This is a genomic window from Streptomyces yongxingensis (genome assembly GCF_055597465.1).
In genome coordinates this window covers 947592-971987 of record NZ_CM145717.1, presented here as the reverse complement: position 1 = coordinate 971987, position 24396 = coordinate 947592, and the positions used below count along the sequence as shown (strand labels likewise).

20 protein-coding genes are annotated in these 24396 nt (G+C 71.1%); 13 read left to right on the top strand and 7 right to left on the bottom strand.

The window, feature by feature from the left end; all coding sequences use genetic code 11:
- Positions 1-27 precede the first annotated feature (27 nt).
- On the bottom strand, positions 28-1272 hold the full coding sequence (locus ACZ6TD_RS04410) for an MFS transporter (protein WP_471350785.1): 1245 nt from the start codon (positions 1270-1272) through the stop codon (positions 28-30).
- Between the two features lie 130 nt (positions 1273-1402).
- Here ACZ6TD_RS04410 and ACZ6TD_RS04405 point away from each other — a divergent pair, with 130 nt between their 5' ends.
- A complete protein-coding gene (locus ACZ6TD_RS04405; protein ID WP_471350782.1) occupies positions 1403-2395 on the top strand; it encodes an ArsR/SmtB family transcription factor in 993 nt (330 codons plus the stop codon).
- 4 nt (positions 2396-2399) lie between these two features.
- Here the strand turns inward: ACZ6TD_RS04405 and ACZ6TD_RS04400 are convergent, their stop codons facing one another.
- Positions 2400-3794 (bottom strand): cytochrome P450, encoded by a 1395-nt coding sequence (locus ACZ6TD_RS04400; protein ID WP_471350779.1) that lies wholly within the window; start codon positions 3792-3794, stop codon positions 2400-2402.
- Positions 3795-4178: 384 nt separating this feature from the next.
- On the opposite strand from ACZ6TD_RS04400, the gene ACZ6TD_RS04395 reads away from it, so the two are divergent.
- The 11 genes from ACZ6TD_RS04395 to ACZ6TD_RS04345 all read left to right on the top strand — a co-directional run bounded on the left by ACZ6TD_RS04395 (position 4179) and on the right by ACZ6TD_RS04345 (position 17551).
- A complete protein-coding gene (locus tag ACZ6TD_RS04395) occupies positions 4179-6956 on the top strand; it encodes a phosphoenolpyruvate synthase (RefSeq protein WP_471350775.1) in 2778 nt (925 codons plus the stop codon).
- Positions 6949-8655 carry an AMP-binding protein gene (locus ACZ6TD_RS04390; protein WP_471350773.1) on the top strand — a complete coding sequence of 569 codons (1707 nt, stop codon included), beginning with the start codon at positions 6949-6951 and terminating at the stop codon, positions 8653-8655. The genes ACZ6TD_RS04395 and ACZ6TD_RS04390 overlap by 8 nt, the downstream gene beginning before the upstream one ends.
- Positions 8652-10307: a hypothetical protein gene (locus ACZ6TD_RS04385; protein ID WP_471350772.1), complete on the top strand. Its 1656-nt coding sequence runs from the start codon at positions 8652-8654 to the stop codon at positions 10305-10307. Before ACZ6TD_RS04390 ends, ACZ6TD_RS04385 begins: the two co-directional genes overlap by 4 nt.
- Before the next feature lie 16 nt (positions 10308-10323).
- Positions 10324-10647: an acyl carrier protein gene (locus ACZ6TD_RS04380; protein WP_471350768.1), complete on the top strand. Its 324-nt coding sequence runs from the start codon at positions 10324-10326 to the stop codon at positions 10645-10647.
- The gene (locus ACZ6TD_RS04375) at positions 10644-11798 is read left to right on the top strand and encodes an SDR family oxidoreductase (RefSeq protein ID WP_471350766.1); all 1155 of its coding nucleotides are present in this window, start codon (positions 10644-10646) and stop codon (positions 11796-11798) included. Before ACZ6TD_RS04380 ends, ACZ6TD_RS04375 begins: the two co-directional genes overlap by 4 nt.
- Positions 11795-12799, top strand: a complete 1005-nt coding sequence (locus tag ACZ6TD_RS04370) for a nucleoside-diphosphate kinase (RefSeq protein ID WP_471350764.1) — start codon at positions 11795-11797, stop codon at positions 12797-12799. Before ACZ6TD_RS04375 ends, ACZ6TD_RS04370 begins: the two co-directional genes overlap by 4 nt.
- A gap of 15 nt (positions 12800-12814) precedes the next feature.
- Positions 12815-13804: a ScbA/BarX family gamma-butyrolactone biosynthesis protein gene (locus ACZ6TD_RS04365; RefSeq protein WP_471350761.1), complete on the top strand. Its 990-nt coding sequence runs from the start codon at positions 12815-12817 to the stop codon at positions 13802-13804.
- Between the two features lie 52 nt (positions 13805-13856).
- Positions 13857-14765: a UbiA family prenyltransferase gene (locus ACZ6TD_RS04360; protein WP_471350758.1), complete on the top strand. Its 909-nt coding sequence runs from the start codon at positions 13857-13859 to the stop codon at positions 14763-14765.
- A gap of 5 nt (positions 14766-14770) precedes the next feature.
- On the top strand, positions 14771-16036 hold the full coding sequence (locus ACZ6TD_RS04355) for an amidohydrolase family protein (protein WP_471358833.1): 1266 nt from the start codon (positions 14771-14773) through the stop codon (positions 16034-16036).
- Between the two features lie 88 nt (positions 16037-16124).
- Complete coding sequence (locus tag ACZ6TD_RS04350; protein ID WP_471350755.1) at positions 16125-16988, top strand: SAM-dependent methyltransferase; 864 nt, start codon at positions 16125-16127, stop codon at positions 16986-16988.
- Between the two features lie 104 nt (positions 16989-17092).
- Complete coding sequence (locus ACZ6TD_RS04345; protein ID WP_471350752.1) at positions 17093-17551, top strand: MarR family winged helix-turn-helix transcriptional regulator; 459 nt, start codon at positions 17093-17095, stop codon at positions 17549-17551.
- Between the two features lie 222 nt (positions 17552-17773).
- Here ACZ6TD_RS04345 and ACZ6TD_RS04340 read toward each other — a convergent pair whose 3' ends face one another.
- The 5 genes from ACZ6TD_RS04340 to fae form a co-directional block, all read right to left on the bottom strand.
- A complete protein-coding gene (locus ACZ6TD_RS04340; RefSeq protein WP_471350750.1) occupies positions 17774-18943 on the bottom strand; it encodes an iron-containing alcohol dehydrogenase family protein in 1170 nt (389 codons plus the stop codon).
- Positions 18944-18989: 46 nt separating this feature from the next.
- Complete coding sequence (locus ACZ6TD_RS04335; protein WP_471350748.1) at positions 18990-19925, bottom strand: NAD(P)-dependent oxidoreductase; 936 nt, start codon at positions 19923-19925, stop codon at positions 18990-18992.
- 76 nt (positions 19926-20001) lie between these two features.
- The gene (locus tag ACZ6TD_RS04330) at positions 20002-21522 is read right to left on the bottom strand and encodes an aldehyde dehydrogenase (RefSeq protein ID WP_471350745.1); all 1521 of its coding nucleotides are present in this window, start codon (positions 21520-21522) and stop codon (positions 20002-20004) included.
- Entirely contained in the window at positions 21519-22631 is a 1113-nt protein-coding gene (locus ACZ6TD_RS04325; protein WP_471350742.1) for a mandelate racemase/muconate lactonizing enzyme family protein, read from the bottom strand. The genes ACZ6TD_RS04330 and ACZ6TD_RS04325 overlap by 4 nt, the downstream gene beginning before the upstream one ends.
- Complete coding sequence (gene fae / locus ACZ6TD_RS04320; RefSeq protein WP_471350739.1) at positions 22628-23167, bottom strand: formaldehyde-activating enzyme; 540 nt, start codon at positions 23165-23167, stop codon at positions 22628-22630. The genes ACZ6TD_RS04325 and fae overlap by 4 nt, the downstream gene beginning before the upstream one ends.
- Positions 23168-23377: 210 nt before the next feature.
- Between fae and ACZ6TD_RS04315 the strand changes: the two genes are divergently transcribed.
- Positions 23378-24250, top strand: a complete 873-nt coding sequence (locus ACZ6TD_RS04315) for an IclR family transcriptional regulator (RefSeq protein ID WP_471350734.1) — start codon at positions 23378-23380, stop codon at positions 24248-24250.
- The last annotated feature ends 146 nt before the right edge of the window (positions 24251-24396 follow it).

Genomic DNA, 24396 nt, shown 5'->3' with positions numbered 1-24396 from the left:
GTCTTCGTCCCGCACCGCCGCTGGGAGTCACCGCGCTGCGAGAGGAGGGTCAGGGGGCGCAGGGGCCGCGCTACGACGTGGCGCCCGGGTCGGAACTGGCGGGCTCCCCGGGGGCCGGCGCAGGGTCGGCAGGTGGCGGACCAGGGCGAGCGTGGTGAGGAGTGCGACGAGTGCGCAGACACCCCACCAGCCGGCCCGGCCCCAGGCGCGTACGCCGAGCCAGGAACCCGCGCTGCCGCCCAGATAGGCGCAGGTCATATAGGCGGTGTTGAGCCTGCTGCGGACATCCGGGCGCAGAGCGTAGACGCGGGCCTGGTTGGCCACCATGCCGGACTGCATTGCCACGTCCAGCAGCAGCGTGCCGACCGTCAGGGCGGCCAGGCCCGGCGTTCCGCCCAGGGCACCCGCGGCGAGGATCGCGGCGGAGAGGAGCACCCCGAGCAGGCAGATGAGGTTCACCGGATCGGGCCCTCGGCGGTCCACCAGGCGCCCGGCGAGCGGGGTACCCAGCATGGTCGCCACGCCGACCAGGGCGAGCATGCCGACGGCCTGGGCACCGAGCCCGTAGGCGGGACTGGTGAGGAGGAGCGCCAGGCAGGTCCAGACGGCCGAGAATCCGGCGAAGACGGTCGCCTGGTACCAGCAGGAGCGGCGCAGCTCCGGCTCGGTGCGCAGCAGGCGCAGCGGTTCGGCCAGGAGCGCGGGGTAGGACTGCCGGGAGGCCGGGGTCGTGGCGGGGATCGCGAACGCCAGGACGGTGGCGAGCAGCAGTGCCAGGACCGCGGCCACGAGATACGGGGCCCGCCAGCCCAGCCACTCGCCGAGGGTGCCGCTGAAGGTACGGGCCAGCAGCATGCCGCCGGTCGATCCACTCAACAGGGTGCCGATCACCGCTCCCCGGCGGTCGGCGGCCACGAGACCGGCCGCCAGCGGGCCGACGATCTGCGCCGCCACCGTGGTCAGGCCGACGAGAGCGCTCGCGGCGACGAGGGGCGGCAGGGCCGGTGCGCACCCCGCGGCGAGCAGCGCCAGGCCGGTGAGGCCGAGCAGGACGACGAGGAACGTACGCTGCGGAATACGGTCGCCGAGCGGCACCAGCAGGACGATTCCGGCCGTGTAGCCGACCTGGGTGGCGGTCACCACCACGGCGGCCGAGTCGGCGGACACCTGCAGCCCGTCGGCCACCAGCGGGCCGATGGCCTGCGGGAAGTAGATGTTGCCCACCGCCACCGCGCAGGTGATGGCGAGGAGCAGGACCATGCGGCGGCTCATCCGGCCGTGGTCCGCACACGTGGGGTCCGCACACGCGGGGGGTGTCTCACGGAATGTGTCGTGGGATGTGTCATGGGCCGAAGTCCATGACACCGGAGCTCCACTGCCAATCGATGTAGCGTATGGCTTAATGATCAGCTTTGTGCTCGATGTCGAGGACCTGGCGGACACGCGGTTCGCCGTATCGCCCTTGAACGAGACGGTGTTCAGCCTGCGGGTGCTGCGCGATCCGAGCCTGTCCGCGGTGCATCTCCCGTGGCGCAGATCCGTGCTGGGCGGGCTCGGCGACCTGGACACCGACCTGCTGATGTCCCTGGTGGCGCGGCGACGCACCCTTCCGGACTTTCTGACTCCACGGCCCGCCACCTTCGCCCCGGCCTTCGAGGACGAGCTCGCCGTCGCCCGTCAGACCCCTCCCGGCCTGGTCCGCCGCGATCTGCTGGCCACGCACGCGCCGGACCCGCTGCCCCCGGCGCTGCGCGACGCCACCGCAGCCGACGACGCGTCCGTCGCCGGACTCCGTGACACCATCTGCGCCCTCCTGCGGCAGTACTGGGAGATCGCCGTCAAGCCGATGTGGCCGCGGATGCGACTCGTCGTGGAGGCGGACATGACCTACCGCGCGCGCCGACTGGCCATGGGAGGCGCCCGCCTGCTCTTCGCCGATATGCATCCCCATGTGCGCTGGCGCAACGGGGTGCTGCACATCGCCAAGATGATCAGTCGGCACCGTGTCGTGGCATCCGGCCGAGGGCTGCTTCTCCTGCCCTCCGTCTTCGCACACAAGCCCGCGCCCCCGGTGAGCCCGGAGGAACCTCCGTCGCTGGTCTACCCCAGCCGTGGCGTCGCGACGCTGTGGGCCTCGGCGCCCGCCCACGACGCGGCCGCTCTGGTGTCGCTCATCGGGGCGCCCCGGGCGAGGCTCCTCGGCCTCCTCGAGGAGCCCCTGCCCACCGTTGAACTCGCCCGCCGCCTGAGGGTGACTCCGAGCGCCGTGTCCCAGCACCTGCGCGTCCTGCACGCCACGGGGCTGGTCACCCGGGCGCGCCACGGACGGCAGGTGCTGTACCGGCGAAGTCCCCTCGGCGACCGACTCGCCGCCACGGACCGACCGCGCGAGTGAGGGCCTATTCGGACGGGGCCGGGTGCACGGGGCACCTCGGCTCTGCGCTCGACGGCGCGCGGTTCAGGGGCTGTTCGCGGGCCACGGCGACGGCGCGCTTTCCCGGGACGAGGGTCACGTGCCACATGCGCTGGGCCTCCGGCGCGGGGTCGGCGGCGGTCAGCTCCACCCTCCCCAGCACCTCGCGAATGATCACCTTCATCTCCATCATGGCGAGTTGCGCACCGACGCAGTAGCGGCGGCCGCCGCCGAACGGCAGGAACGACTTCTGTGCCGCCTGGGCGCCCTCACCGAGGAACCGCTCCGGCCGGAACTCCTCGGAGTCCGGATACGCCTCGCTGTCCTGGTGGATGAGCGAGAACATCGGGATGGCCACCCATCCGGCCGGGATCTCGTATCCGCCCAGCCGCAGCGGCTTGTCCAGCAGACGCCCCGAGCCGGTGATCACCGGGCGCAGCCGCAGCACCTCCTTGACGACCGCTTCGAGGTAGCTGTCGTCCTCGCCCCGCTCCAACTCCTCCCGCAGCCGCCGCAGTACGTCCGGGGAACGCATCAACCGTTCGAAGGCCCAGGAGAGGCCGGTCGCCGTGGTCTCGAGTCCGGCCTCCAGCAGGGTGAGCAGCTCATCGCGGATCTCCTGGTCGCTCATCGAGCGGCCCTGGTCGTCCCGCGCCTGCAGCAACCGCCCCAGCACATCGGTGGCGCCGCTGTCCTCCTCGTCCCTGCGCCGGGCGATCTCGGCGAAGAGGATCTCGTCCACCGCCGCGCTGGCCTTCATGGTGCGGGTCGTCGGCAGGACCGGTATGCGCATCGCCAGCGGCGACTTCTCCGCCCATGCCCGCAGTCGCGCGGGCATCAGGAACAGGAGCGGGGCGCCACTGGCCTTGGACAGGGTGAGGAGTAACGCCCGCAGCCGGGCCAGCTGTGTGACGTCGCGGATCCCGAAGACCAGCCGCAGGGTGATCTCCAGCGTGATGGCCTGCATGTGCTCCTGGAGCGCGAACGGCCTGCCGAGCGGCCACGTCCGGATGTCCTCCGCGGCGATCTCGGCGATGAGCTCCGGATAGCTCGCGATGGACCGGCCGTGCAGGGCCGGGCTGAGCAGCTTGCGGTGCCGCCACCACGGCTCGCCGTCGTTCGTGAACAGCGAATAGTCGCCGAGCCAGGGCACGTATCCGGCGCGCAGCGCCCCGGCCCGGTTGCCGTCGCCGTCCGTGCTGTAGATCTCCGCGGCGAGTTCCGCGGTGGACACCACCACTTGGGGCGGGAAGCCGATCAGCTTCATGCGGAACACCGGACCGTAGCGCCGCCGAAGTGACGCGAAGTAGTGGACCGGGTCGCGCATGCGCACGGTCTGCAGAAGGGCGGGCTGCCGGGAGCCGGGAGGAAGGAGGGACATCGGTTTTCTCCAGTTCTCCAGCGTCCGCTCAGTTCTCCGGCGTCCACGAGGTAGTGGCAACTAGTGGCCACTGTGCGGCCCACCAGGGATTCGCCACTGGCCGGGGAGAACAAAGGGCGTGGGGGCAGGAAACGGGGCGGAAGCAATGGCAAGGATCCTAGCGTTACCAGCTCACTACTACCCCCGGCGAACGCCGAGCGCCAGGGGTCGGCAACCACTAGGGGAATGCGTAGCAATCAGCCAAAGTGTCAGGGCGTCATGAAGTGGCCGTGCAAAAGAGCGGGGAACGATCGCAATCCCCAGACCCGTGGGGTACGGTGAAACTTCCTCGTGATCAAGCGGGGTGTGTTTCACGACGCGCGTGCCCGGAGGTCAAGGAAACCGATGCGAGCCATAGTCGACGACAGCCTCCCAGGTGAGGCTGCGAAGCTGGCGGGCGGGAAGGGGAAGAATCTCCATGAGCTCTCCAGGAACGGGCTCGCCGTCCCCCGGTGGGCAGTCGTCGGACTCGATGTGTTCCAGGAATTCATCGCCGCACTCGACGAGGCGGGACGCATCGAGAATCTGCTCGCCGAGGTCACCCAGGACAATGTGAACCGAATCTCCCGGCAGTTGGCCGAAATCATCGAGTCGGGGAAGTTGAGCGACGATGCCGCGTCGGTCGTCGAAGAAGCGTACGCGCATGTGGGGCGCCCCCGGGTCGCGGTGCGCTCTTCCGGCGCCGAGGAGGACGGCGCGGAGCTCTCCTTCGCCGGACAGTTCGCCACCTTCCTCAATGTGTCCGGGCTCCCCGAAGTGACGGCACACGTCAAGAAGTGCTGGGCCTCGGCATTCTCCGAGCGATCGCTGCACTACCGGCTGCGCCACGGGCTGCCGCTGCGCGACGCGGGCATCGCCGTCGTAGTGCAGGACATGGTGGATGCCGAGCGCAGCGGCGTCATGTTCACCGCCAACCCGGTGACCGGCAACCGGCGGCAGTATGTGATCAGTTCGGTGTACGGACTGGGCGAGGGCCTGGTCTCGGGCGCGGTGGACGCCGACACCGTCGTCCTCGACGGCGCCACGGGCGCGGTGGACGACACCGTGCTCGGCGACAAGCAGGAGCGATACCACCTGGATCCGACTGGTTCCGGATATCTGATCGCCGAAGTGGATCGGGCCGACCGGGAGAAGCTGTCGCTGGAGCCGAAGGACATAGCGCGGCTGCACGAGGCCGGGGCACGCATCGCGACGGTCTTCGACACGCCACAGGACGTCGAGTGGGCGCTCGCGGACGACGCGCTGTGGATTTTACAGGCCCGCAACATCACCGCGCTGCCGGATGTGATCCGGCCATCGGAGGATGAGTCAGGGCCGAGTGAAGGTGAACTCCGGATCTGGGACAACGCCAACATCATCGAGAGCTTCTCCGGAATCGTTTCACCGCTGACCTACAGCTTCGCGGCCAATGTCTACGGCAGGGTCTACGAATACTACGCCCGAGGGCTCCGGGTCCCGCCCGCCGCACTGCGCGAGATTGAGGAATGGGCTCCCCATATGCTCGGCTATTTTCATGGCCGGGTGTACTACAACCTGCTCCACTGGTACCGGATGGTACGCATCGCGCCACTGTACAAACTCAACAGGAAAGTACTGGAGGTCGCGATCGGCGTCGAGGAGCCACTCGACGACGAAATGGCCGAGACCCTCTACCCGTACACCTTCTCTTCTTCTCCGCGCGGCCGGCTGTCCCGCGCGAGGACGGTGGCCGCTTTCGTACGCCGCTTCCTCACCATGAACCGCTCTGTCGAACGTTTCATGGCCTACTTCTACAAGGCGTACGAGGAGTTCGACAACGTCGACTACGACGCGATGGAGGGCCAGGACGTCTACCGGCGATTCCGCGCCCTGGAGAAGGACCTGCTGGAGAAGTGGGGTCCGATGCAGACCCTGGACGCGGCGATTCTCTGGTCCATCGGCGCACTCGCCCTGCTGAACAGACGCTGGCTGCCCGACGCCCCCGAGTGGCTCACCTGGAGCGCCGCCAGCCCCGGCTCCCGGGTGGAGTCCATCGAACCCGCCCGCGCGCTGTCGGCGCTCGCCGCCACCGTCCGTGCCGACGCCGAACTGAGCCGCCTCATCCAGGAAACCCCGGCCGCGGACACCTATCAGGCGCTGCGCGACGGCGGCCACACCGCGTTCCTCGCCTCGGTGGACGAGTACGTCGCCGCGTACGGATACCGCAGTGTCGACGAGCTCAAGCTCGAAGTGCCCGATCTGCGCGAGGACCCGTCGAGCCTGTTCGCCATGGTGCGTGCCGCGCTGCCCGAGGTGGACGCCCATTCCGGCGAGAAGGCCGACGCCTATCTGGACGAGCACCTGCGCGGACCGCGCCGGATGCTCTACAACGTCGTCCGCCGCAAGGCACAGACCTCCCTCTACAACCGGGAGCGGCTGAGATTCTGCCGCACCCGCGCCTTCGGCTCGGCGAAGCGGATGCTGCGCGCCATGGGCCGCGATCTCGCCAGGATGCGGGCGATCGACCACTGGAACGATGTCTTCTTCCTTCGCCTGGAGGAGCTGCGGGGCGCCTACGAGGGCACGACGGCGCACACCGATCTGCGCGGCCTCGTGGAGCTGCGCAAGCGTCAGCGGGCCGAGGACGAGCAACTGTCCGCGCCGTCCCGGTTCACCACCCGTGGGGCCGCCTACTGGCGGGGCAATCTGGAGCGGGCCGGCTTTGTGAAGGGCGGCGTGGCGCGCACCGGTGTCCGGGAGTTGCGCGGCACCCCGTCCTGCCCCGGTGTGGTGGAGGCCCGCGCCGTCGTCACGGACACTCCGGTGGATGTGGACGGCGGTGTCCTGGTGACCTACCGCACGGATCCGGGCTGGGTCGCCGCGCTGCCGTCCGCCTCGGCACTCATCATCGAGCGGGGCAGCCCGCTGACGCATGTGGCGATCGTCGCCCGTGAGCTCGGCATTCCGACGGTCGTCCAGGTCAAGGGCGCGGTCACGGAGATGGAGACCGGTATGCGGCTGAGGGTGGACGGAGGCACGGGGGCGATCACGTTCCTGGACGACGACACCCCGGCCGAAACCGGCACCGGGGCCGGAACGGACAGCGGGGCCGGAACGGACAGCCGGGCCGAGGCCGGGAAGGCGAAGGACGCGAAGAGTGAGTGACGCACTGCTGCCCTGGCTGACGGACCCTCCTCGGACGGCCGGAGACCTCCACGGCCGAGGCATCCACCTCGCCGACGACCGAGGCGGCTGGGAGTTCCACGGATACCCCGAACTCGCCGCCTCCGCACGACGGGTGGCCGGATCGCTGGCGGCACAGGGCGTACGCCCCGGCCACGTGGTGTGTGTCCTCCTGCCCACCGGTTTCCCGTGTCTGTCGTCGCTCTTCGGCGTCTGGGCCGCGGGCGCCACGGTCTGCCTCATCCCCCCGCCGGCGTTCGCCGCCGAGGCCGAGTACGTGGAGCACGCGGCCGGGATCCTGCGGCAGACCGAGGCCGCCGTCACCATCACCGCCGAGGGCCTCGCCCCCCTGGCCGCCCGGGTACTGGCCGCCGCGGGCTCCGACCGCGAGCCGTGGATCTGGCGCGATGACGGCGATGAGATCCAGCCCCGCGAACCCGGCGAACTCGCCCTCCTCCAGTTCACCTCGGGCTCCAGCAGCCGGCCCCGCGGGGTCCGGGTCACCTGGGCGAACCTGGAGGCCAACCTCGCGCTGATCCGGAGCGCACTCGGCTGGCGCGCGGGCGACGCCGGGGCCTCCTGGCTGCCGCTCCACCACGACATGGGCCTCATCGGCTGTCTGCTCACCCCCGTGAGCGTGAGGGACGATCTGTGGCTCATGCGCCCCGAGCAGTTCATCCGCGATCCGGCCCGCTGGCTGCGGTGCTTCGCCGTCGCCGCGCACACCGCCGCCCCGCCCTTCGCGTTCGAGTACGCGGCCCGGCGGCTCGGCGACCGGCTCGCTGACCTGGACCTGTCCGCGTGGCGCAACGCCATCGTCGGCGCCGAACCCATCAACCCCCGTACCCTGGAGCACTTCGCCCGGCTCGCCGCACCCGCCGGGTTCTCCCCCTCCGTCTACCTCCCGTCGTACGGGCTCGCCGAGGCCACGCTCGCGGTGACCGTCCGTACCTCCGAGGCTCCCGCGCCGACCGTGCGCGTGGACACCGGCACGCTGCGCTTCGGGAGCCCCGTCACCATCGACGAGGAGGGCGAATTCGCGAGCTCCGTGAACGCGCCCCCGGACGACGGCGAAGACGGCTGGCTGATCGGCTGCGGTGGCCCCGGCGACGGGATGGGCGCCACGGTGGTCGACGACGAGGGACGGCCCCTGCCGGACGGGCACCTCGGCGAGATCGAGGTGACGGGCCCCTCGGTGACGAGTGGCTACCACGCCGGGCGCACCGGCTCCACACGGTTCGTCGACGGCGGCATCAGGACCGGGGACGCCGGGTTCTTCCACCGCGGCGAGCTGTTCGTGCTCGGCCGGATGGGCGACAGCCTCAAGGCGCGCGGACGCAGCGTCTACATGGAGGACCTGGAGGCGAAGGTGGTCTCCGCGACCGGGATCGCCCGGGAGAAGTGCGCGGTCGTCGGCGTCGAGGGCACCGGCGGCACCTCGGTGACGCTGTTCGCGGAGAAGGCCGAGGGCGCGTGGGTGGAGGACGCCACGCTGGTCCTGCGCGGCGCACTCGGCGACGAGGTCGCCATCACCGTCGTCACCGGCCGCAGCGGGCTGATCAGAAAGACGTCCAGCGGCAAGCCGAGACGCCGCCACATGTGGGAAGAGCTGCGAGCGGGCCGTCTCAAAGACGCGCGCGTCCTCGAGACGGCCCATGTCACCACCGGGAGGCCCGTGTGATCCTCAGCGAGGACTATCTGCAGAACCTGCTCGACAAGACCATTCCGCGGATCCACTCCGTCGCCAACTGCGCCGTGGTCCTCGAGGGTTCGATCGCCGAGGGCTTCGGCAATTCCTCGTCCGACATCGACTTCCTGCTCATCGCCGACAGCGACGCCGACCTGCCCACCATGCCCTCGCTCCTGTTCCTGGACGGGCGGCGGGTCGAGGTCAGGACCCGTTCCGTGCGGCAGCTCGCCGAGCAGTTCTCCGCGATCACCGCCGACACGCACGGCCACGTGGGCGCCGTCCCGGAGGATCTGCTGAACCGCTGTCAGCGTCTGCTGCGCAGCTTCCCGCTGCGCAATCCGGACCTGGTGGCGAAGGTCAAGGGGCTGATGTCCTTCGAGGACTTCCAGGACACGATGCGGGAGTGGTGGGCACACCACGCGCGCCAGTCGATCCGCTACGCGCTCGCCCTTCGGGAACTCGGCCAGGACGGGGAAGCCGCGGCATGGACCGAAGCCGGACTGCTCCAGGCGGTGAAGTCCTGGGCGGCGGGGCAGGGAGAGACCTATCTGGAGCCGAAGTGGCTGCCCATGCAGCTCGACCGCATCGGTGACCAACCGCTGTGTGACCGGTACCGGACGCTCGCCTCGCCGGAGGCATCGGGCCTCGACACCGCCGAGTACATCACCGCGGGCGTCCGGCTCACGGCCGATCTGGGGGTGGCGGGCGCCGAACCCGACTCCGAGCGGATCACCGTGGCCAGGGCCACCGGGGTGACCACCTGGCAGACCGGCGACCGTGTGCATGTCGTACGCGACAAGCAGGACGTGTTCGTCCTCGGTAACCGGGCGGCGCGGGCCTGGCGTTCGGTCGTCTTCGGCCGGCCCCTGGGCAGCGTCGTGGCCGTGGCGGACGCGTCGGGGGCACCGCAGGCGGGCCCGCTGATCGCCCAGTTCCTCCGCTTCGGCCTGGTGAAGGTGGCGTGGCAGGGCGACGGCCCGATCGTCCCCGCCATGCCGCTGGCCGCCCCGTCCGGCCCCGTCACTCCGCCACCGAGTATCGCGCGGCCCCTCGTCACCGTGGGCGGGGCCGCGGTCGGCGGTGAGGAGGGCATCGACCTCGTGCCCATGCCCGCCCGCCGGTTCAGCGCCGCCGCGATGACCCTGGTGTGGTCCAACGTGCTGGTCGAGAACGCCCGCGAGGACCTCACCGGCGCCCTGGACCGCGAGCAGTGGAGCGTCGCCGAACTGAGCGCCCGGAGGATACTGCGGGCCGCGCTGCGCGGCGTGCTCAGCGCCTACGGCGTCAACCCGCTGCCACCGGACTCCGAGGTCGTCCGCAGGCTGTCCCTCCTTCCCGCGGGGGCGGACACCGACGAGATCCGGGCGAAGGCCCGGCACCTCGCCACGCTGACGATCGCGTCCGAGGCCCAGGGCGGCGCGGCGCTCACCGCACTGGACGACTTCGTCGCCCTGGTCCGGCACACGATCGGCGCGCACGGCTTCCCGTCCTCCTTCGACTCCTCGGACGGATGGCGGCAGACGCTGGAGATCGGCTACGACTGGCTGCGCCTCGGCGCCCACCTCGACGCGGACCTGCCCATCGACGAGGCGAGCGATCTGCTGTCCAGCGGTGGTGCGCAGCCCCATCTCGCCACCACCTGACGCTGAGGGAGGAACGTTGACGTCAAGCACCAGCACACCATCGCTGAACGAGGACGAGACGCGGAGCAAGGTGTACGCGATCGTCGGCGCGATGGCGCCCGCGGGGGGCGCCACCCTGGCCGACGACACCGCGCTCGTCGCGGATCTGGCCTATGACTCGCTCCGGCTCATCGGGCTGACACTGGCGCTGGAGGAGGCATTCGGGCTCGGGGAGCTCGCTCAGGAGCGGACCGCCACGGTCACCACGCTCGGCGACATCGTCCGCCTGGTGACGGACGTACGGCAAGAGACCGAGGCGCGGCGAGAGACCGAAGCGCGGCAAGCGGAGGCGGGCCGATGACGGAGCGCTTGAGGATCCTGGTGACCGGCGCGGCCGGGCTGGTCGGCGCGGAGGTCACCGCCCGGCTGGTGGCGGCCGGGCACCAGGTCACCGCCCTGGTCCACAACCAGCCGGTGGTCATACGCAACGACGGCACCCCGCTGGAGCCGGACGCCGTCACCTGCCTGCCGGGCGATGTGACCAGGCCCCGGCTGGGCCTGCCCGGGGCCGCGTACCAGGCGCTGGTCGCGGACGGCCTCGACCGGATCGTGCACTGCGCCGCCATCACCGACTTCGGCCTCCCCGACGAGGTCTACCAGGCGGTCAACGTCGACGGCACCGCCCACGTCCTGGAGTTGGCCCGGGCCGGCGGCGTGCCTCTCGTGCACGTGGGAACCGCCTATGTGTGCGGTGAGCGCGACGGGCTGATCCGCGAGACGGAGCTGGACGAGGGCCAGCGCCTCGCCAACGCCTACGAGGACAGCAAGTTCCGGGCCGAGACCCTGGTGCACAAGGCCCGGGCCGACGGGGTGCGAGCCGCGATCGTCCGCCCCAGCATCGTCGTGGGCGATGAGCGAACCGGCGTGGTGCGCGACTACAAGAACATCTACGTCGTGCTCAAACTGGCCACCGAGGGCAAGGTCCGCTCCATCCCCGGCCAGTACGAGGCGCGTCTCGACCTGGTGCCCGTGGACTATGTGGCGGACATCATCACCGAGGTCACCCACCGGTTCCAGGAGGCGGCGGGCCGGACCTTCCACGCGGTGGGCGCACCGCTGACGCTGCGGGACTTCTCCGATGTGATGGCCGAGTACCCGCCGTTCCACGTGCCGCGGTTCGTCCCGCCGACGAGCTTCGACGCCCAGCGGCTGCCCCGCCGGGAGCGGGCGTACTACGAGCGTGTCATGACGCTCTACGAGAGCTACTTCCGGCGCCGGACGCGTTTCGACGACTCCCACACGGCGGGCCTCGCCGCCCGCAGGCCACCGGCGGACGGGCAGGACTTCCTGCGCGCACTGATCGACCACTGCCTGGAGACGGGCTACCTGGGCGCACCGCCCGCCGACGCCACGGAGGTGCTCGCCCGGCTGAACATATCGGCCCCGGACGCGACCCCGGCGGCGAACGGGACCAGCCCGACCGCGAGCGATGTGAACGGAGCCGGCCGATGACCGACGACACGACGAACGGCCGGCCCTTCGGCGACGACATATCCCCGGCCCTGAGCTGCGATCCGCGCAAGCGCGTCCTCTTCGGCTCGGACACCTACTTCCTGGAGAGCGTCGAACAGCTCGCCACCCTCACCGCCGATGCCGACGGTTTCCTCCACCGGCACGCCGCGCTGCTGCTCAAGCCCGACGCCGTGGTCAGCAGGCAGTTACCGACGACCGTCGACTGGCTGGCCCGGGAGGGCTTCCGGATCGTGGCCGCGGAACGCACCCGGCTCACCCCCAACACCGTGCGGGCGCTGTGGTACTTCCAGTGGAACCTGGCCACACCGGAGCGCCGCCGTCTCGCCGATCTGTTCACCGACACCTGCGACGCGGTGGTGCTCGTGGTGCGCCAGGACGCCGACGGGGCCGAGGCTCTGCCGAGCGTACCCGCGGCGGTCGTCCTGACCGAGCGGAAGGGCCCCACCGACCCGCGGGCCCGGATTCCCGGTCAGCTCCGCCACGCGACCGGCCGCTACAGCTATCTGCTCAACCTCGTCCACACCCCCGACGAACCCGCCGATGTGGCCCGGGAGTTGGGTATCTACTTCGGCGCGGCGCTCCGGCAGCGGGTCTACGCCTCCGCGCTGGCGGGCGAGGACCAGTCGGCCCGAGCGCGTGAGCTCGGCGAGCGGTTGCACGCCGAGGTGCCCGAGCGGGATCTCTCCTTCGAACCGGCCGCGGAACGGCTCAAGCGGGCCGTGGCGGAGGCGGAGGAATCCCTGGCCCCCGGCGCCGCCCGGGACGAGCTGCGCGCGGCCCGGCTCGCCGCCCGGGACCAGGAGGGCTACCGGCGGCTGATCGAAGCCGTCTGGCGGGCGGGGCTGACGCTCGACGCCTGGGACACGGTGATCGTCGGCTCCCACGTCCTGCCGATGAAGCGCAAGGGGCTGGCGCCCGTGCTCGGTGGAGTCAGCGTGTCCGACTGGCAGCACCACCTGGCGCGGTCGGCGGTTCGGTAACACAGAGGGGGAAGCATGGACACGGTGGAATTCAGCCAGACGGTGCCGCGGGAGCTCGTCCATCGGCTGAGCCTGGCCGAGGTGTTTCTGACCGGCGTGCTCGCCCGGGACGAGGACACCCTCGACATCGGGGTGCAGATACCCCGCTCACACGCCTTCTACCGGGACACGGCGGGCTGCCGCCACGTCTACGACCCGATGGTCCTGGTGGAGGCCGTCCGGCAGTCGCTCCTCATGCTGGGCCACGATCTGTTCGAGAACCCGTTCGGTACGAAGTTCATCCTCCGGGACATCGCCCTGCGCGACGCGGACATCACCGCACTCGCGGTAGGCGACGTACCCACCGAGGTGGTGCTGCGCTGCCGCATCGTGCGCCGCTTCCGTGGCCGCGAGGGCCTGAAGGGGGCGCGGCTGTCCTACACCGCGCTGATCGGTGACCGCGTTGTGGCGGTGCTGGAGGGCTCCATGTCCTGGCTGACGCCCGCCCAGTGGCAAGCGGCGCGCGAGGAAGTGCGTGCCACACTGGGGCTGCCCGTCCAGGCCACGTTCACGGCCTGTGAGCCGGGGCCGCGGATCGGGGAGGCCCTGGTCGACCGCAGGGACGCCGCGAACGTGGTCATCTCCCCATTCCAGCTCCAACTCCCACCGGACGGCGAAGAGATGGGGGCCGCGCGGCTTCTCGTCGACACCAGCCACCCCGTGCTGTTCGACCACCCCCTGGACCATGTCCCCGGCATGCTGACCCTTGAGGCGTTCCGGCAGCTGAGCATCGCCACCGCCGTGGAAACCGGGGCGCTGCCGTCGGCGTCGGCCGTCCTCACGGGGCTGAGGGCGCGGTTCACGGGCTTCGGCGAGCTGGATCTGCCGATCACCTGTGAGAGCGTCCGGGTGGAGGGCGACGGGACGAGCGCCGTTCTGCGCTGTGCCATGAAGCAGGCCGGACACACCATCGCCGAGGGCGAACTGCGTCTGACACCGGCCCCGGCGGAAGCGCGGCCGATATGACCGCCGCCCCCGGCACGCTCGACCGTCCCCTGTCCGGGAGACGGTGGCGGCGTTGAGCGATGTCCTGACCGCTGCCCGCGTGCCGGCCCGGCTGGGCCGTTTCGTCCTGCGGATGTTCCGCCCGCAGATCTACGTCACCTACGGCGTGCTGTGGACCCTGACCCTGGAAGGCTCGGCCGAGGCACTCTCGGGGCCCTCCTCGCACTGGACGCCCTCCGGGGCGACCGTGGTGCGCGCGGTGAGCGTGGTGCTGGCCCTGCTGTTCGCCCGCATGGTCGATGAGCAGAAGGACCTGGAGTACGACCGCCGGCACAACCCGGACCGGCCGCTGGTGACGGGCGCCATCACGGTGGCGGAGCTGCGCGGCGCCATGGCGCTCATCACGGTACTCGTCGTCGTGCTGAACGCACTCGTCTCGGCCCTCTCCGTGCTGCTGATCCTGCTCGCCCTCGGATACACGCTGTTCCTGGTCGCGCTGGAACGCTGGTCGCCGCGGATCGGCGAGGCCCTCATCGCCAATCTCCTCGTCAGCTACCCGGTGCAGCTGCTGCTCTCCGTCTACCTCTATGTCTCGCTGCTGACCAGCGACGCGATCGACGGTGACGGGCGGGCCGTCCCGCTGATGGCCATGTTCGCCTGCGCCTTCCTCCAGTTCGAGTTCGCGCGGAAGACCGAGTGGCGGCGGGACCCGGAGGCACGGCTGTACTCGGAGGTTTTCGGCCCGCGCGGCAGCGCGGCCGTGTGCCTCGCTCTCGCCGTGGGCGCGGTGGCACTCGGGCTCCTGCTCTTCGGGACGCGGGGCCTGCTGCCGGCGCTGAGCATCGTCTTCCCCGCCCTCGGCGCCTGGCGCTTCCTGGTGCGCAGACAGCCATCCGGGCTGATGCTCCCGGCGATGGGCTTTGTGCTCTTCTTCAACCTGCTGTGCTTCTACGGTTCCACAGCGATCGCGATCGGACGGTGAGAGAGGTGCGGCCGGTGATCATCGACAAGGTGCGGATCTTCGACGGGACAGCGCTGCTGGGCCCCGGCTCGGTGGAATTCGCCGACGGGGTCATCACCCGCGTCCTGACGGAGCCCGCCGTGGCCTCGGAGGCATCGGCGTCGGCCGATGTGATCGACGGAACGGGTTTGACGCTGCTGCCCGGGCTGATCGACGCGCATACGCATGTGTTCGGCGCCGAGAGCAATCTCGAACTGGCGCTGGCCTTCGGTGTGACGACCGAGCTGGACATGTTCATGGGCCCGCCGGAGCTCACCCGGGCCCTGTGCACGGCGGCCGGTCAGCGTGCCGACCTCGCCGATATGCGCAGCTCGGGGCTGGTGGCAAGCGCGCCCGGAGGGCATCCCGGCCACGCCATGCCGCTGCTGCCGACGGTGGCCGGGCCCGATGAGGCCGACACGTTCGTGGCCGCGCGACAGGCGGAGGGCGCGCACTTCATCAAGATCATCGTGGACGATGGCGCGAACCACGGGATGTCGCTGCCCGCCCTGGACGGGGCGACCGTGACGGCGCTCGCCGACGCCGCGCGGCGCCGGGGCCTGCCCACCGTGGCCCATGTGTCCGCCGGGTGGTCCGCGCGACTCGCCCTGGACAGCGGTGTGGACATGCTGACGCACCTTCCGCTGGAAGCCCCTCTGGACGACGCGTTCGTCAGCCGGACCGCGGACGAGAAGCGGGTCGCCATCCCCACCCTGGCCATGCTGGAGGCGTCCGCCCCGGAGACCTCCTCCCGGTCCGGTACGGGACGAGCGCTGGCGGACGATCCGCGGATCGTCGCCTACCTCCCGGACCACGCCCGTACCGCGATCGCGGAAGGCCACGAGGGCCTCTGCGTGGAGAAGGCGTCCCCCGAGCACCACTTCACCCACGCCCTGGCGAGCGTGGCCCGTCTGCACCGGGCAGGAGTCCCCGTGCTGGCGGGAACCGACACCAACTACCGGCCGGACCGCGCCTGCCCGGTCGTCCACGGCGCCAGTCTCCACACCGAGCTGGCCCTCCTCGTCGAGGCCGGACTGACTCCGGCGGAGGCGCTCACGGCGGCGACCTCGGCCCCCGCCGCGCACTTCGGTCTGTCCGACCGCGGGGTGATCGCGCCGGGGCGGCGCGCGGACCTCGTCCTGGTCGAGGGCGACCCCACGCAGGACATCACGCGCACCCGGTCGATCGAGGCGATCTGGCGGGGCGGCGTCCGCTTCGACCGTGCGGCGTACCGCGAGCGCACCGCCTCATGAGCTGGAGCGACACGCTCATGAGCGGGAACGACGCGCTCATGAACGGGAGAGAAGACATGAGAGACCACCACACGAAGCGGAGGACCACGTGACCGACGGACACGAGCGCCTGGCGGGAGTCAGCAGCACCGCGCTGTTCGTGGGCATCACTCGCGCGGACGAGAGCCGGCGCCCGGACCGGCTGTTCGAGGACACCCTGGCCACGCGTTTCGTCGACGCCGCGGGCGCCGAGCAGCAGGCGGTCTGGACCGAGGGGCAGGGAAAGCTGTTCACCGAGGCCATGGGCGACTACTTCGCCCTGCGCACCCGGTACTTCGACGACTACTTCATACAGGCGTGCGCGGCGGGCTGCCGCCAGGCCGTCCTGCTCGCGGCGGGCCTGGACACCCGTGCCTTCCGTCTGCACTGGCCGGACGGGACACGCCTCTTCGAACTGGACCAGCCCGAGGTGCTCGACTTCAAGGAACACGTCCTCCGGGGCGAGGAGCCGCGCTGCGAGCGCGAGGTGATCGCGGCCGACCTGCGCGAGGACTGGCCGTCGTTGCTGGCGAAGCAGGGCTTCCGCGAGGACGTGCCGACGGCCTGGCTGGTCGAGGGGATACTCGTCTACCTGACCGAGCGCGACGCCGACCATCTGCTCGACCGGATCACCGCGCTGTCCGCGCCGGGCAGCCACCTCGGGGTGGAACATGTCACCCGGTCGATGGTGAACACCGACCAGGCCCAGGAGGCGGCGTCCGCCTCACCGGAGGGCATCATGGGCATGCTGTCCTCCCTGTGGAAGAACGAGATGACGCGGCCCCCCGCGAACTGGCTCGCGGACCACGGCTGGAGCGCCGCGGAAGAACTCCTCACCGACCTGGCGGAGCGCCACGCCCGCCCCGTCCCCCCGGCCTTCGACCCGGCCCTCCCCGGCACGGGCCGCGTCCGCCTGCTGACGGCGGACCGCTGACCGACCGCCGCCGCCAGGTGGTCAGCCTTGACTTCAACTTAGGTTGAACTTCTACGGTCGATCCCATCGTCAATCGAGTTCACGCAACGACGGAGGGGCCGGCCATGGAGTACTCCCACAGCGACGCCGAACTGCTCAACCAGCCCATCGGATACTGGAGTTGGGCGGCCTACAAGGCCGTGGTCAGCCGCATCCAGGCGGCTCTCGCCGGGGTCGGCACCACCCAGCCACAGTGGTGGGTCATCGCGCAGGTCGCGCGCGCCGACACCGTCAAGACCCGCGGCGAGGTGTCCGGCCTCCTCCGCAACTATCTCGACGCAGGTCCGGAGGTCATGGAGGCGGAGATCGACCGGACCATCGCCCTGGGCTGGATCACCGAGGACGCCGAGGGGCGCCTGCGCCTCACGGAGGAGGGCCGGGCCTTTTACGACAAGGCCGCGGCGCTCCAGGACGAGCTGTGGGCGGAACGGCACGCGGGCATCTCCGACGAGGAGTACCTGACGACCCTCAAGGTGTTGCAGCGCTTCATCCACAACACGGGCGGTCACGCCTGGCACCACTAGATCCCCCTGCCTTGGATCAGGTGCTCGGCCGGGCCGGGAGGGATGCGGCGGTGACAGTGCCGACCAAACGGTTCCCCAGCATTCAGAGGCTGACCACCGGCCGGTCCCGCCTGCCCGTACGGCTCTCCACCGTCGAGCCCGGCCAAGGGCGCGTGTGTTCCGGGCGGATCCCGCCGCCCGGAACACACGCGGCGCCGGAGCGGCAGAGCGCTCACGTGCTGATCAGTAAATGGTGGTCAGCATGTTCAGGACCTGCGCCTGATCGGGCGACAGCGGATTGTTCTTCGTCACCGCGTCCGCCACCGCCCCGGCGGCGATGGAGGGCAGCATGGCGCGGTCGGCGCCGAGCGTCCTCAGGGGGCGTTTCACCTCGACGGTGCCCGCGATCTCGCGTACCCCCTCGATGGCCGCCCTCGTCCAGTCCCCGTCGGCGGGCGGTGCGAGGCGCATGGCCCGTGCCACCTGTTCGTAGGCGCCCTGTGCGGCGGGAGCGTTGAACTCCATCACCTCCTCGAGGACGGCGGCGAGGGCGACGCCGTGGGGCGTGCCGGTGTGCGCGGTCAGGGCGTGGCCGATGCCGTGGACGAGCCCGAGCCCGGAGAGGGTGAGTGCCTGGCCCGCGAGATGGGCTCCCAGCATCAGTTCGGCGCGGGCGTCGAGGTCCGAGCCGTTCCGGTACGCGGCGGGCAGGGCGCGGCTGACCATGGCCACGGCCTGGGTGGCGTAGGCGGTGGAGATCGGGTTCGCGCCGCGCGAGGCGAGCGACTCGATGCCATGCACCAGGGCGTCGATCCCGGTGGCGGCGGTGGCGGGCGCGGGCAGGCCCAGGGTGAGCTCCGGGTCGAGCAGCGCGACGCGCGGCTTCACCGACGGGTGGCCGATGTACACCTTGCGGCAGACGGCGGTGTCCTCGATGACCCCGAAGCCGTTGGTCTCGGCGCCGGTGCCGGAGGTGGTGGGGATCGCGACGAGCGGCAGCCCGTCGGCCGCCTCCCAGAGGTCGTCGGCGTCCGCGGCCGTGGCGCTCGCGTTGCCGGCCAGCAGCGCGATGCCCTTCGCCGCGTCGAGTACGGAGCCACCGCCGAGGGCGACGACCGCGGCGGTGCCGAACGTACGGGCCCGTGCGGCACCCGCGTCGACGTTGGCGGTGGACGGGTTGGGCGCCACCTCGTCGTAGACGGCGTACTCCAGCCCGGCGGCTTCGAGGGCCTTGAGGACCGGCTCGAGGACACCCGCGGCACGCAGGCCGTGGTCGGTGACGACGAAGGCGCGATCGTGGCCGGTCGCCGCGATCAGGGCGGGAAGCCGGTCGATGCGGCCGGGGCCGAACTCGATGCGGCAGGTGGGGTCGATGCTCAGCGGTGCGGGACCGCCGGGCCCGGAAGAGGTCATGGGTGCGGCTCCTGACGTCGTGGTGCGGGGTGGCGTTCGCTCGTTGTCAGACCGCGACGGTCGCGCCCAGCGGGGCGGTGGCCGGGAGGGCCAGCCGGAACTCCTGCCCGGCGAGGGCCTCGTAGAGGCGGACGGGGCTCATCTCGCCCGCGAGATCGCCGTGCTCGGTCCTGGAGCGGCGGAAGATCTGCTCGACCACTGCCGACAGCTCGGTGGGCACGCCCAGGTCGCGGCCGAGGTCGATGGCGAGGCCGAGGTCCTTGCAGGCGAGGACCATGGCGAAGGAGTCGTCGTAGTCGCCTTCGGTGAGGATGCGGATGAAGTCGTGCTCCAGGAAGTAGGACGCGGCGGAGCTCTTGAGCAGGGAATCACGCAGCAGGCCGAGGTCGACACCCGCCTTGGCGCCCATCGCGAACACCTCGGAGGTGGCCACGAGCTTGCTGAACCACAGCAGGTTGAGCAGCAGCTTGACCGTGTAGCCGGCGCCGAGCGGGCCGACGTGCAGGATGCGCTTCGGGTCGCCCATCGCCTCCAGCGCGGGCAGCGCGGCCCGGAAGTCGTCCTCGGCACCGCCGACGAAGATCTGCAGGGTGCCGGAGTCGGCGCCGTGCGACATCCCGCAGACGGGCGCGTCGAGGCGGCGCACCTTCTGGGCGTCCAGCACCTCGGCGGCGATCCGCTCGGCGGCCGCCGGGGTCGAGGTCGACATGTCGACCCACAGCGCTCCCGGCGCCAGGGCCGCGGCGGCGCCGCCCCGCAGCAGTACGTCCTCGACGACACGCGGGGTCGGCAGGCTGGTGACCAGGAGTTCCACGCCGTCCGCGCACGCGGCGGGGGTGTCGGCCCATCCGGCGCCGAGCGCGAGATGCTCCGCGGCGGCCTCGGGTCGGATGTCGTGCACGGTGACCTGGTGTCCCGCCTGGATCAGGTGGCGGGCCATGTGGCGACCCATGTTGCCCAGGCCGATGAAACCGATCCTCATCGTTGTCCTCGCTGTGGTGAGAAGAGAAAGTAAAGGGGGAGGGGCGTTGTGGAGGTGGCCGTGAACCGTGTCCGGTTCAGGCCAGGTTGACCCAGGTGGTCTTCAGCGCGGTGTACGCGTCCCAAGCGTGCAGGGACTTGTCACGGCCCGCGCCGGTGGCCTTGAAGCCGCCGAACGGGGTGATGACATCACTGGCGTCGAAGGTGTTGATCCAGACCGTCCCGGCCCGCAGCCGCTTGGCGGCGCGGTGGGCGACGGCCACGTCACGGGTCCAGACGGAGGCGACGAGCCCGTAGTCGCTCTCGTTGGCCAGCCGGATCCCCTCGTCGGCGTCGCCGTCGTAGGACACGACGGCCAGGACCGGGCCGAAGATCTCCCGCTGGGCGACGGCGGAGGTGTTCACCACCCCGTCCAGGACGGTCGGTTCGACATAGCTGCCGCCCGACTCGGTGAGGGTGCGGCCACCGCCCAACACCACGGTCGCCCCGTCCTCCACGCCACGCTCGATGTGGCCGAGGACCGTGGCCAGCTGGTTCTCGTCGACCAGGGGGCCCATGACGGTGGCCGGGTCGAGCGGATCGCCCACCCGGAAGGTGTCGTCGGTGATCCGGCGCACGGCGTCCAGGAGCCGGTCCTTGACGGAGGCGTGGACCACGACGCGGGAACCGGCGTTGCAGGTCTGCCCGGCGTTGTAGAAGATGCCCCATGCCACGGCCGACGCGGCGGCCTCGATGTCGGCGTCCTCCAGCACGAGCTGGGGCGACTTGCCACCCGCCTCGACCGCCACCTGCTTGCCGTTGGACTCGCCCGCGTACACCTGGAAGAGCCGGGCCACCTCCACCGAGCCCGTGAAGGCGATCTTGTCGACCTCGGGGTGGCGGCCCAGCGCTTGCCCGGCGACCTCGCCACGCCCGGGGATGACGTTGAGCACCCCGTCCGGCAGACCCGCCTCGGTGGCGAGGGCGGCCAGGCGCAGGGCGGCCAGGGACGTCTGCTCGGCGGGCTTGAGCACGACGCTGTTGCCGGTGGCCAGGGCCGGGCCCAGCTTCCAACTGGCGATGAGCAGCGCGTAGTTCCACGGGATGACCGCGCCGATGACGCCCAGGGGCTCCCGGGTGATCAGGGCGAGCGCGTCCCCGGGGGTCGGCGCCACCTCGTCGTAGGTCTTGTCGATGGCCTCGGCGTACCAGGCGATGGTCTCGGCGGCCTTGTCCACGTCGATCCGCACGGACTCGGTGATGGGCTTGCCCATCTCCAGGGTGTCGAGGAGGGCCAGCTCCTCCGCGTGTCCCCGGATCAGGTCGGCCCAGCGCAGCAGCACGCGCTTGCGCTCCTTGGGCGGGAGGTCACGCCAGCGTCCGTCCTCGAAGGCGCCGCGCGCGCCGCGTACGGCACGGTCCACGTCCTCGGCGCCGGCCGCCTGCACCTTGGCGAGCACCGCGCCGTCGCGCGGCGACAGGCTGGTGAAGGTTTCGCCGGAGAGCGCGTCGGTGAAGTGGCCGTCGATGAACGGCCGTGTCTCGAATGTGAGTTGGCCGGCCGCGGTCAGCCACTGGTCGTGGTTGCGGGAGAGCAGGGCGTCGATGCCGTGCGTCATGTGATCCTCCACCGGTCGATCGCGTCTTCGTCCAGTTCGATGCCGAGGCCCGGCCTCGCGGGCACCTCGAGGTCGCCGTCGCCGCCCACCCGCACCGGGTCGGCGAGCATGAAGTCCCGGCGCTCCGGGGTCCACCCGGGCGGGTCGTAGGGGAACTCGAAGTACGGGCCGCCGCCGACTCCCGCCGCCACGTGCAGATTGGCGAGTACACCGATGCCGTTGGTCCAGCTGTGCGGGGTGAAGTGGCGGTGCTTGAGCCGTGCCACTTCCGCCAGGGTCCGGGCGCGGTGCATGCCGATCGCGAGCACCACGTCCATCTGGTAGATGTCGAGGGCGTCCTCTTCGAGGTAGCGCAGCAGCTCGGTGGGGGAGTGGTGCATCTCGCCCGCGGCGATCCGCACCCCGGGGTTCTCGGCCCGCAGGCGCTTGAAGCCCGCCACGTCGCAGTAGGGCAGCGGCTCCTCGACCCAGAACACATCGAGTTCGGCCAGCCGGGCGATGGTCTTGCGGGTCCGGGCGAGGTCGGTGGCGCCCGCGGTGTCGCCCGCCATGCGCCACGACTGGTTCAGATCCACCATGATCTCGAAGTCCGCGCCCAGTTCCTCGCGCACGGCCCGGACCGCGGCGATCCCCTCGTCCACCCGGTTGCGGTCGATGCGGATCTTCATCGCGCGGAAGCCGGCTTCGCGGACCTTCAGCGCGGTGGCCACGCGCTCCTCGGGCGATTTGAGTTCACCGCAGGAGGCGTAGGCGGGCAGCTTCCTGGCCGCGTTGCCGAACAGCTCCGCCACCGGGCGGCCGTGGACCGTGCCGATGATGTCCCACAGCGCCGCCTCCAGCGGCCAGTAGTGGGCGCCGTGGAAGTTCGCGGTCTCGATGGCTTTGACGTGCCGGGTGATGTCGAGCGGGTCCTCGCCGACGAACAGGTGCTTGTAGGTGTCGAAGCCGTCCATGAGGTCACCGGAGCCGATACCGGTGATCCCCTCGTCGGTGTGGACGCGGACGATCGTCGCGTCGAAGTGGCGCCGCGGCTCGGGGTCCCAGGCGGCCCGGAACGGCGGGTCCAGCTCCAGCCGCAGCCGGTCCAGGGTGATGTCCGTGATCTTCATCGGGCGAGCGCCTCGGAGGCGGGGGCGTAGAACGGGTTGGCCGGGCCTTCCCCGGCGGCCGCTAGGACATCGGCCACGGTCGGGGTGGCGTTCACCGCGGCCCGCACCGCGTCGTACGCGGCGGAGCGCTGGTTGCGGAAGGACACGTCCAGGTCGTCGACCGCCGGGTTCACCCAGATCGCGGCGATGATCAGCAGGTCGTCGGCCTCCTCGGCGGGCAGCAGACCGTCCCGGACCGCGTCCGTGACGCCCTGCGCCAGACCGGCCTGGGCGGAACCCCACGTGGCGCGCTGGTGCAGCTCACCTTCGGCGGCGGCCTTCGTCACGAACAGCGTCAGCGGCTTCACCGGGACCGAGGGCCGCACGATCGTCAGGAAGGGGACGTGTCCGGCGCTGGGCGTGGCAAGCGCCGTGGCCCAGGCCGTCTCGACGGGTCCGCCCTTGCGTCCGATCACGACGTTCGTGTGCGCGGCGTTGGCACCCTCCCCGGCGAAGGACTCGCCGATGAGGGCGGTCGGGGCAAAAGGCGATGGCATGGGATCTCCTGGATCTCCGGGAGCGGGGAATCGGCGGACCGAGGGGATGAACCTCGCATTCACCGCAGTTCATCCGGTCCGATGCGGCGAATCTAGAACCGCCGCCACCCCCTCGCAAGGCACCCGCTGGAATCGAAATGCCGGTTGCTCTCACGACAACCCGGCGGCTGACCTGGGGGTTCCCAGGGACCCGCCTTTAGGATGGCGCGCGTGACGAACCTCCTCCCGCGCGGCGCCGACGGCCCCGAGGACCCCGCCGACGCCCACGGCGCGGGCCCCCGAGCCGGCTCTTCCGGCCCCGGAGACACCATCGCCCCGCGCGGCCACGGGCTGCGCCGTGACATCGACCTGCTGGAGGCGCTCGCCTCCGACGAGGCCCAGAACGCCGGCGGGCTCGGTGTCGTACGCCTGGCGCAACTGGTGGGCCGGGAGAAGACCCAGGTCTCGCGGGCCCTCAAGGCCCTGGCCGCCGCGGGAATCGTGGAACGGGACCCCGACACCCTGGAGTACCGGCTGGGCTGGCGGCTCTTCTCGCTCGTCGCGCGAACGTCGCAGAACCGGCTGGTGCGCATGGCGGAGCCGGTGATGCACGCGCTGTCGGCGGACGTGGAGGAGACCAGCCATCTGTGTGTCCTGAGCGACCGCGAGGTGCTCACCCTGCTCTCGGTCTCCGGACACTCCTTCCGCGTCCACGGCTGGGAGGGGCGCGGAGTCCCCGCGTGGCAGACCTCGGCCGGGCGTGTACTGCTCGCCGATGCCACGCCCGACGAGCTGTACGTCCGCTTCGGCACCACCTCCACCCCGCCGCTTCCCGAGCTGTGGGCGCTGATCCAGGAGGCGTCGCGCCAGGGATACGCGAGGGTTAGCGAGGAGTTCGAGGCGGGTCTGGTCGGCGTCTCGGCGCCCGTGCGCGACTTCCGGGGACGGGTCGTGGCGGCGATCAACATCTCGGCGCCCACGTCCCGGCTCGGCGACCGCCTGGACCAGGCGGGCCGCACCACCGCCAAGGCGGCGGCACGCGTCTCCGCGCTGCTGGGCTGGGAGCCGCGGCACACCCCGTTCCCCCGGGCGCGGCTCATCTGAGGGCGTCCGGACCGGGTTTCCCCGCCCGTCCCCTCCCTGTCGTATGCGGTGAGTTGCCCTGACAGCAACCACCATTGCGATCCGAGAAGCGGCCTTGTCGGCCGTGTGACGCGCTCGTAAATTCACCGCGAACCGGACCAGCCCTC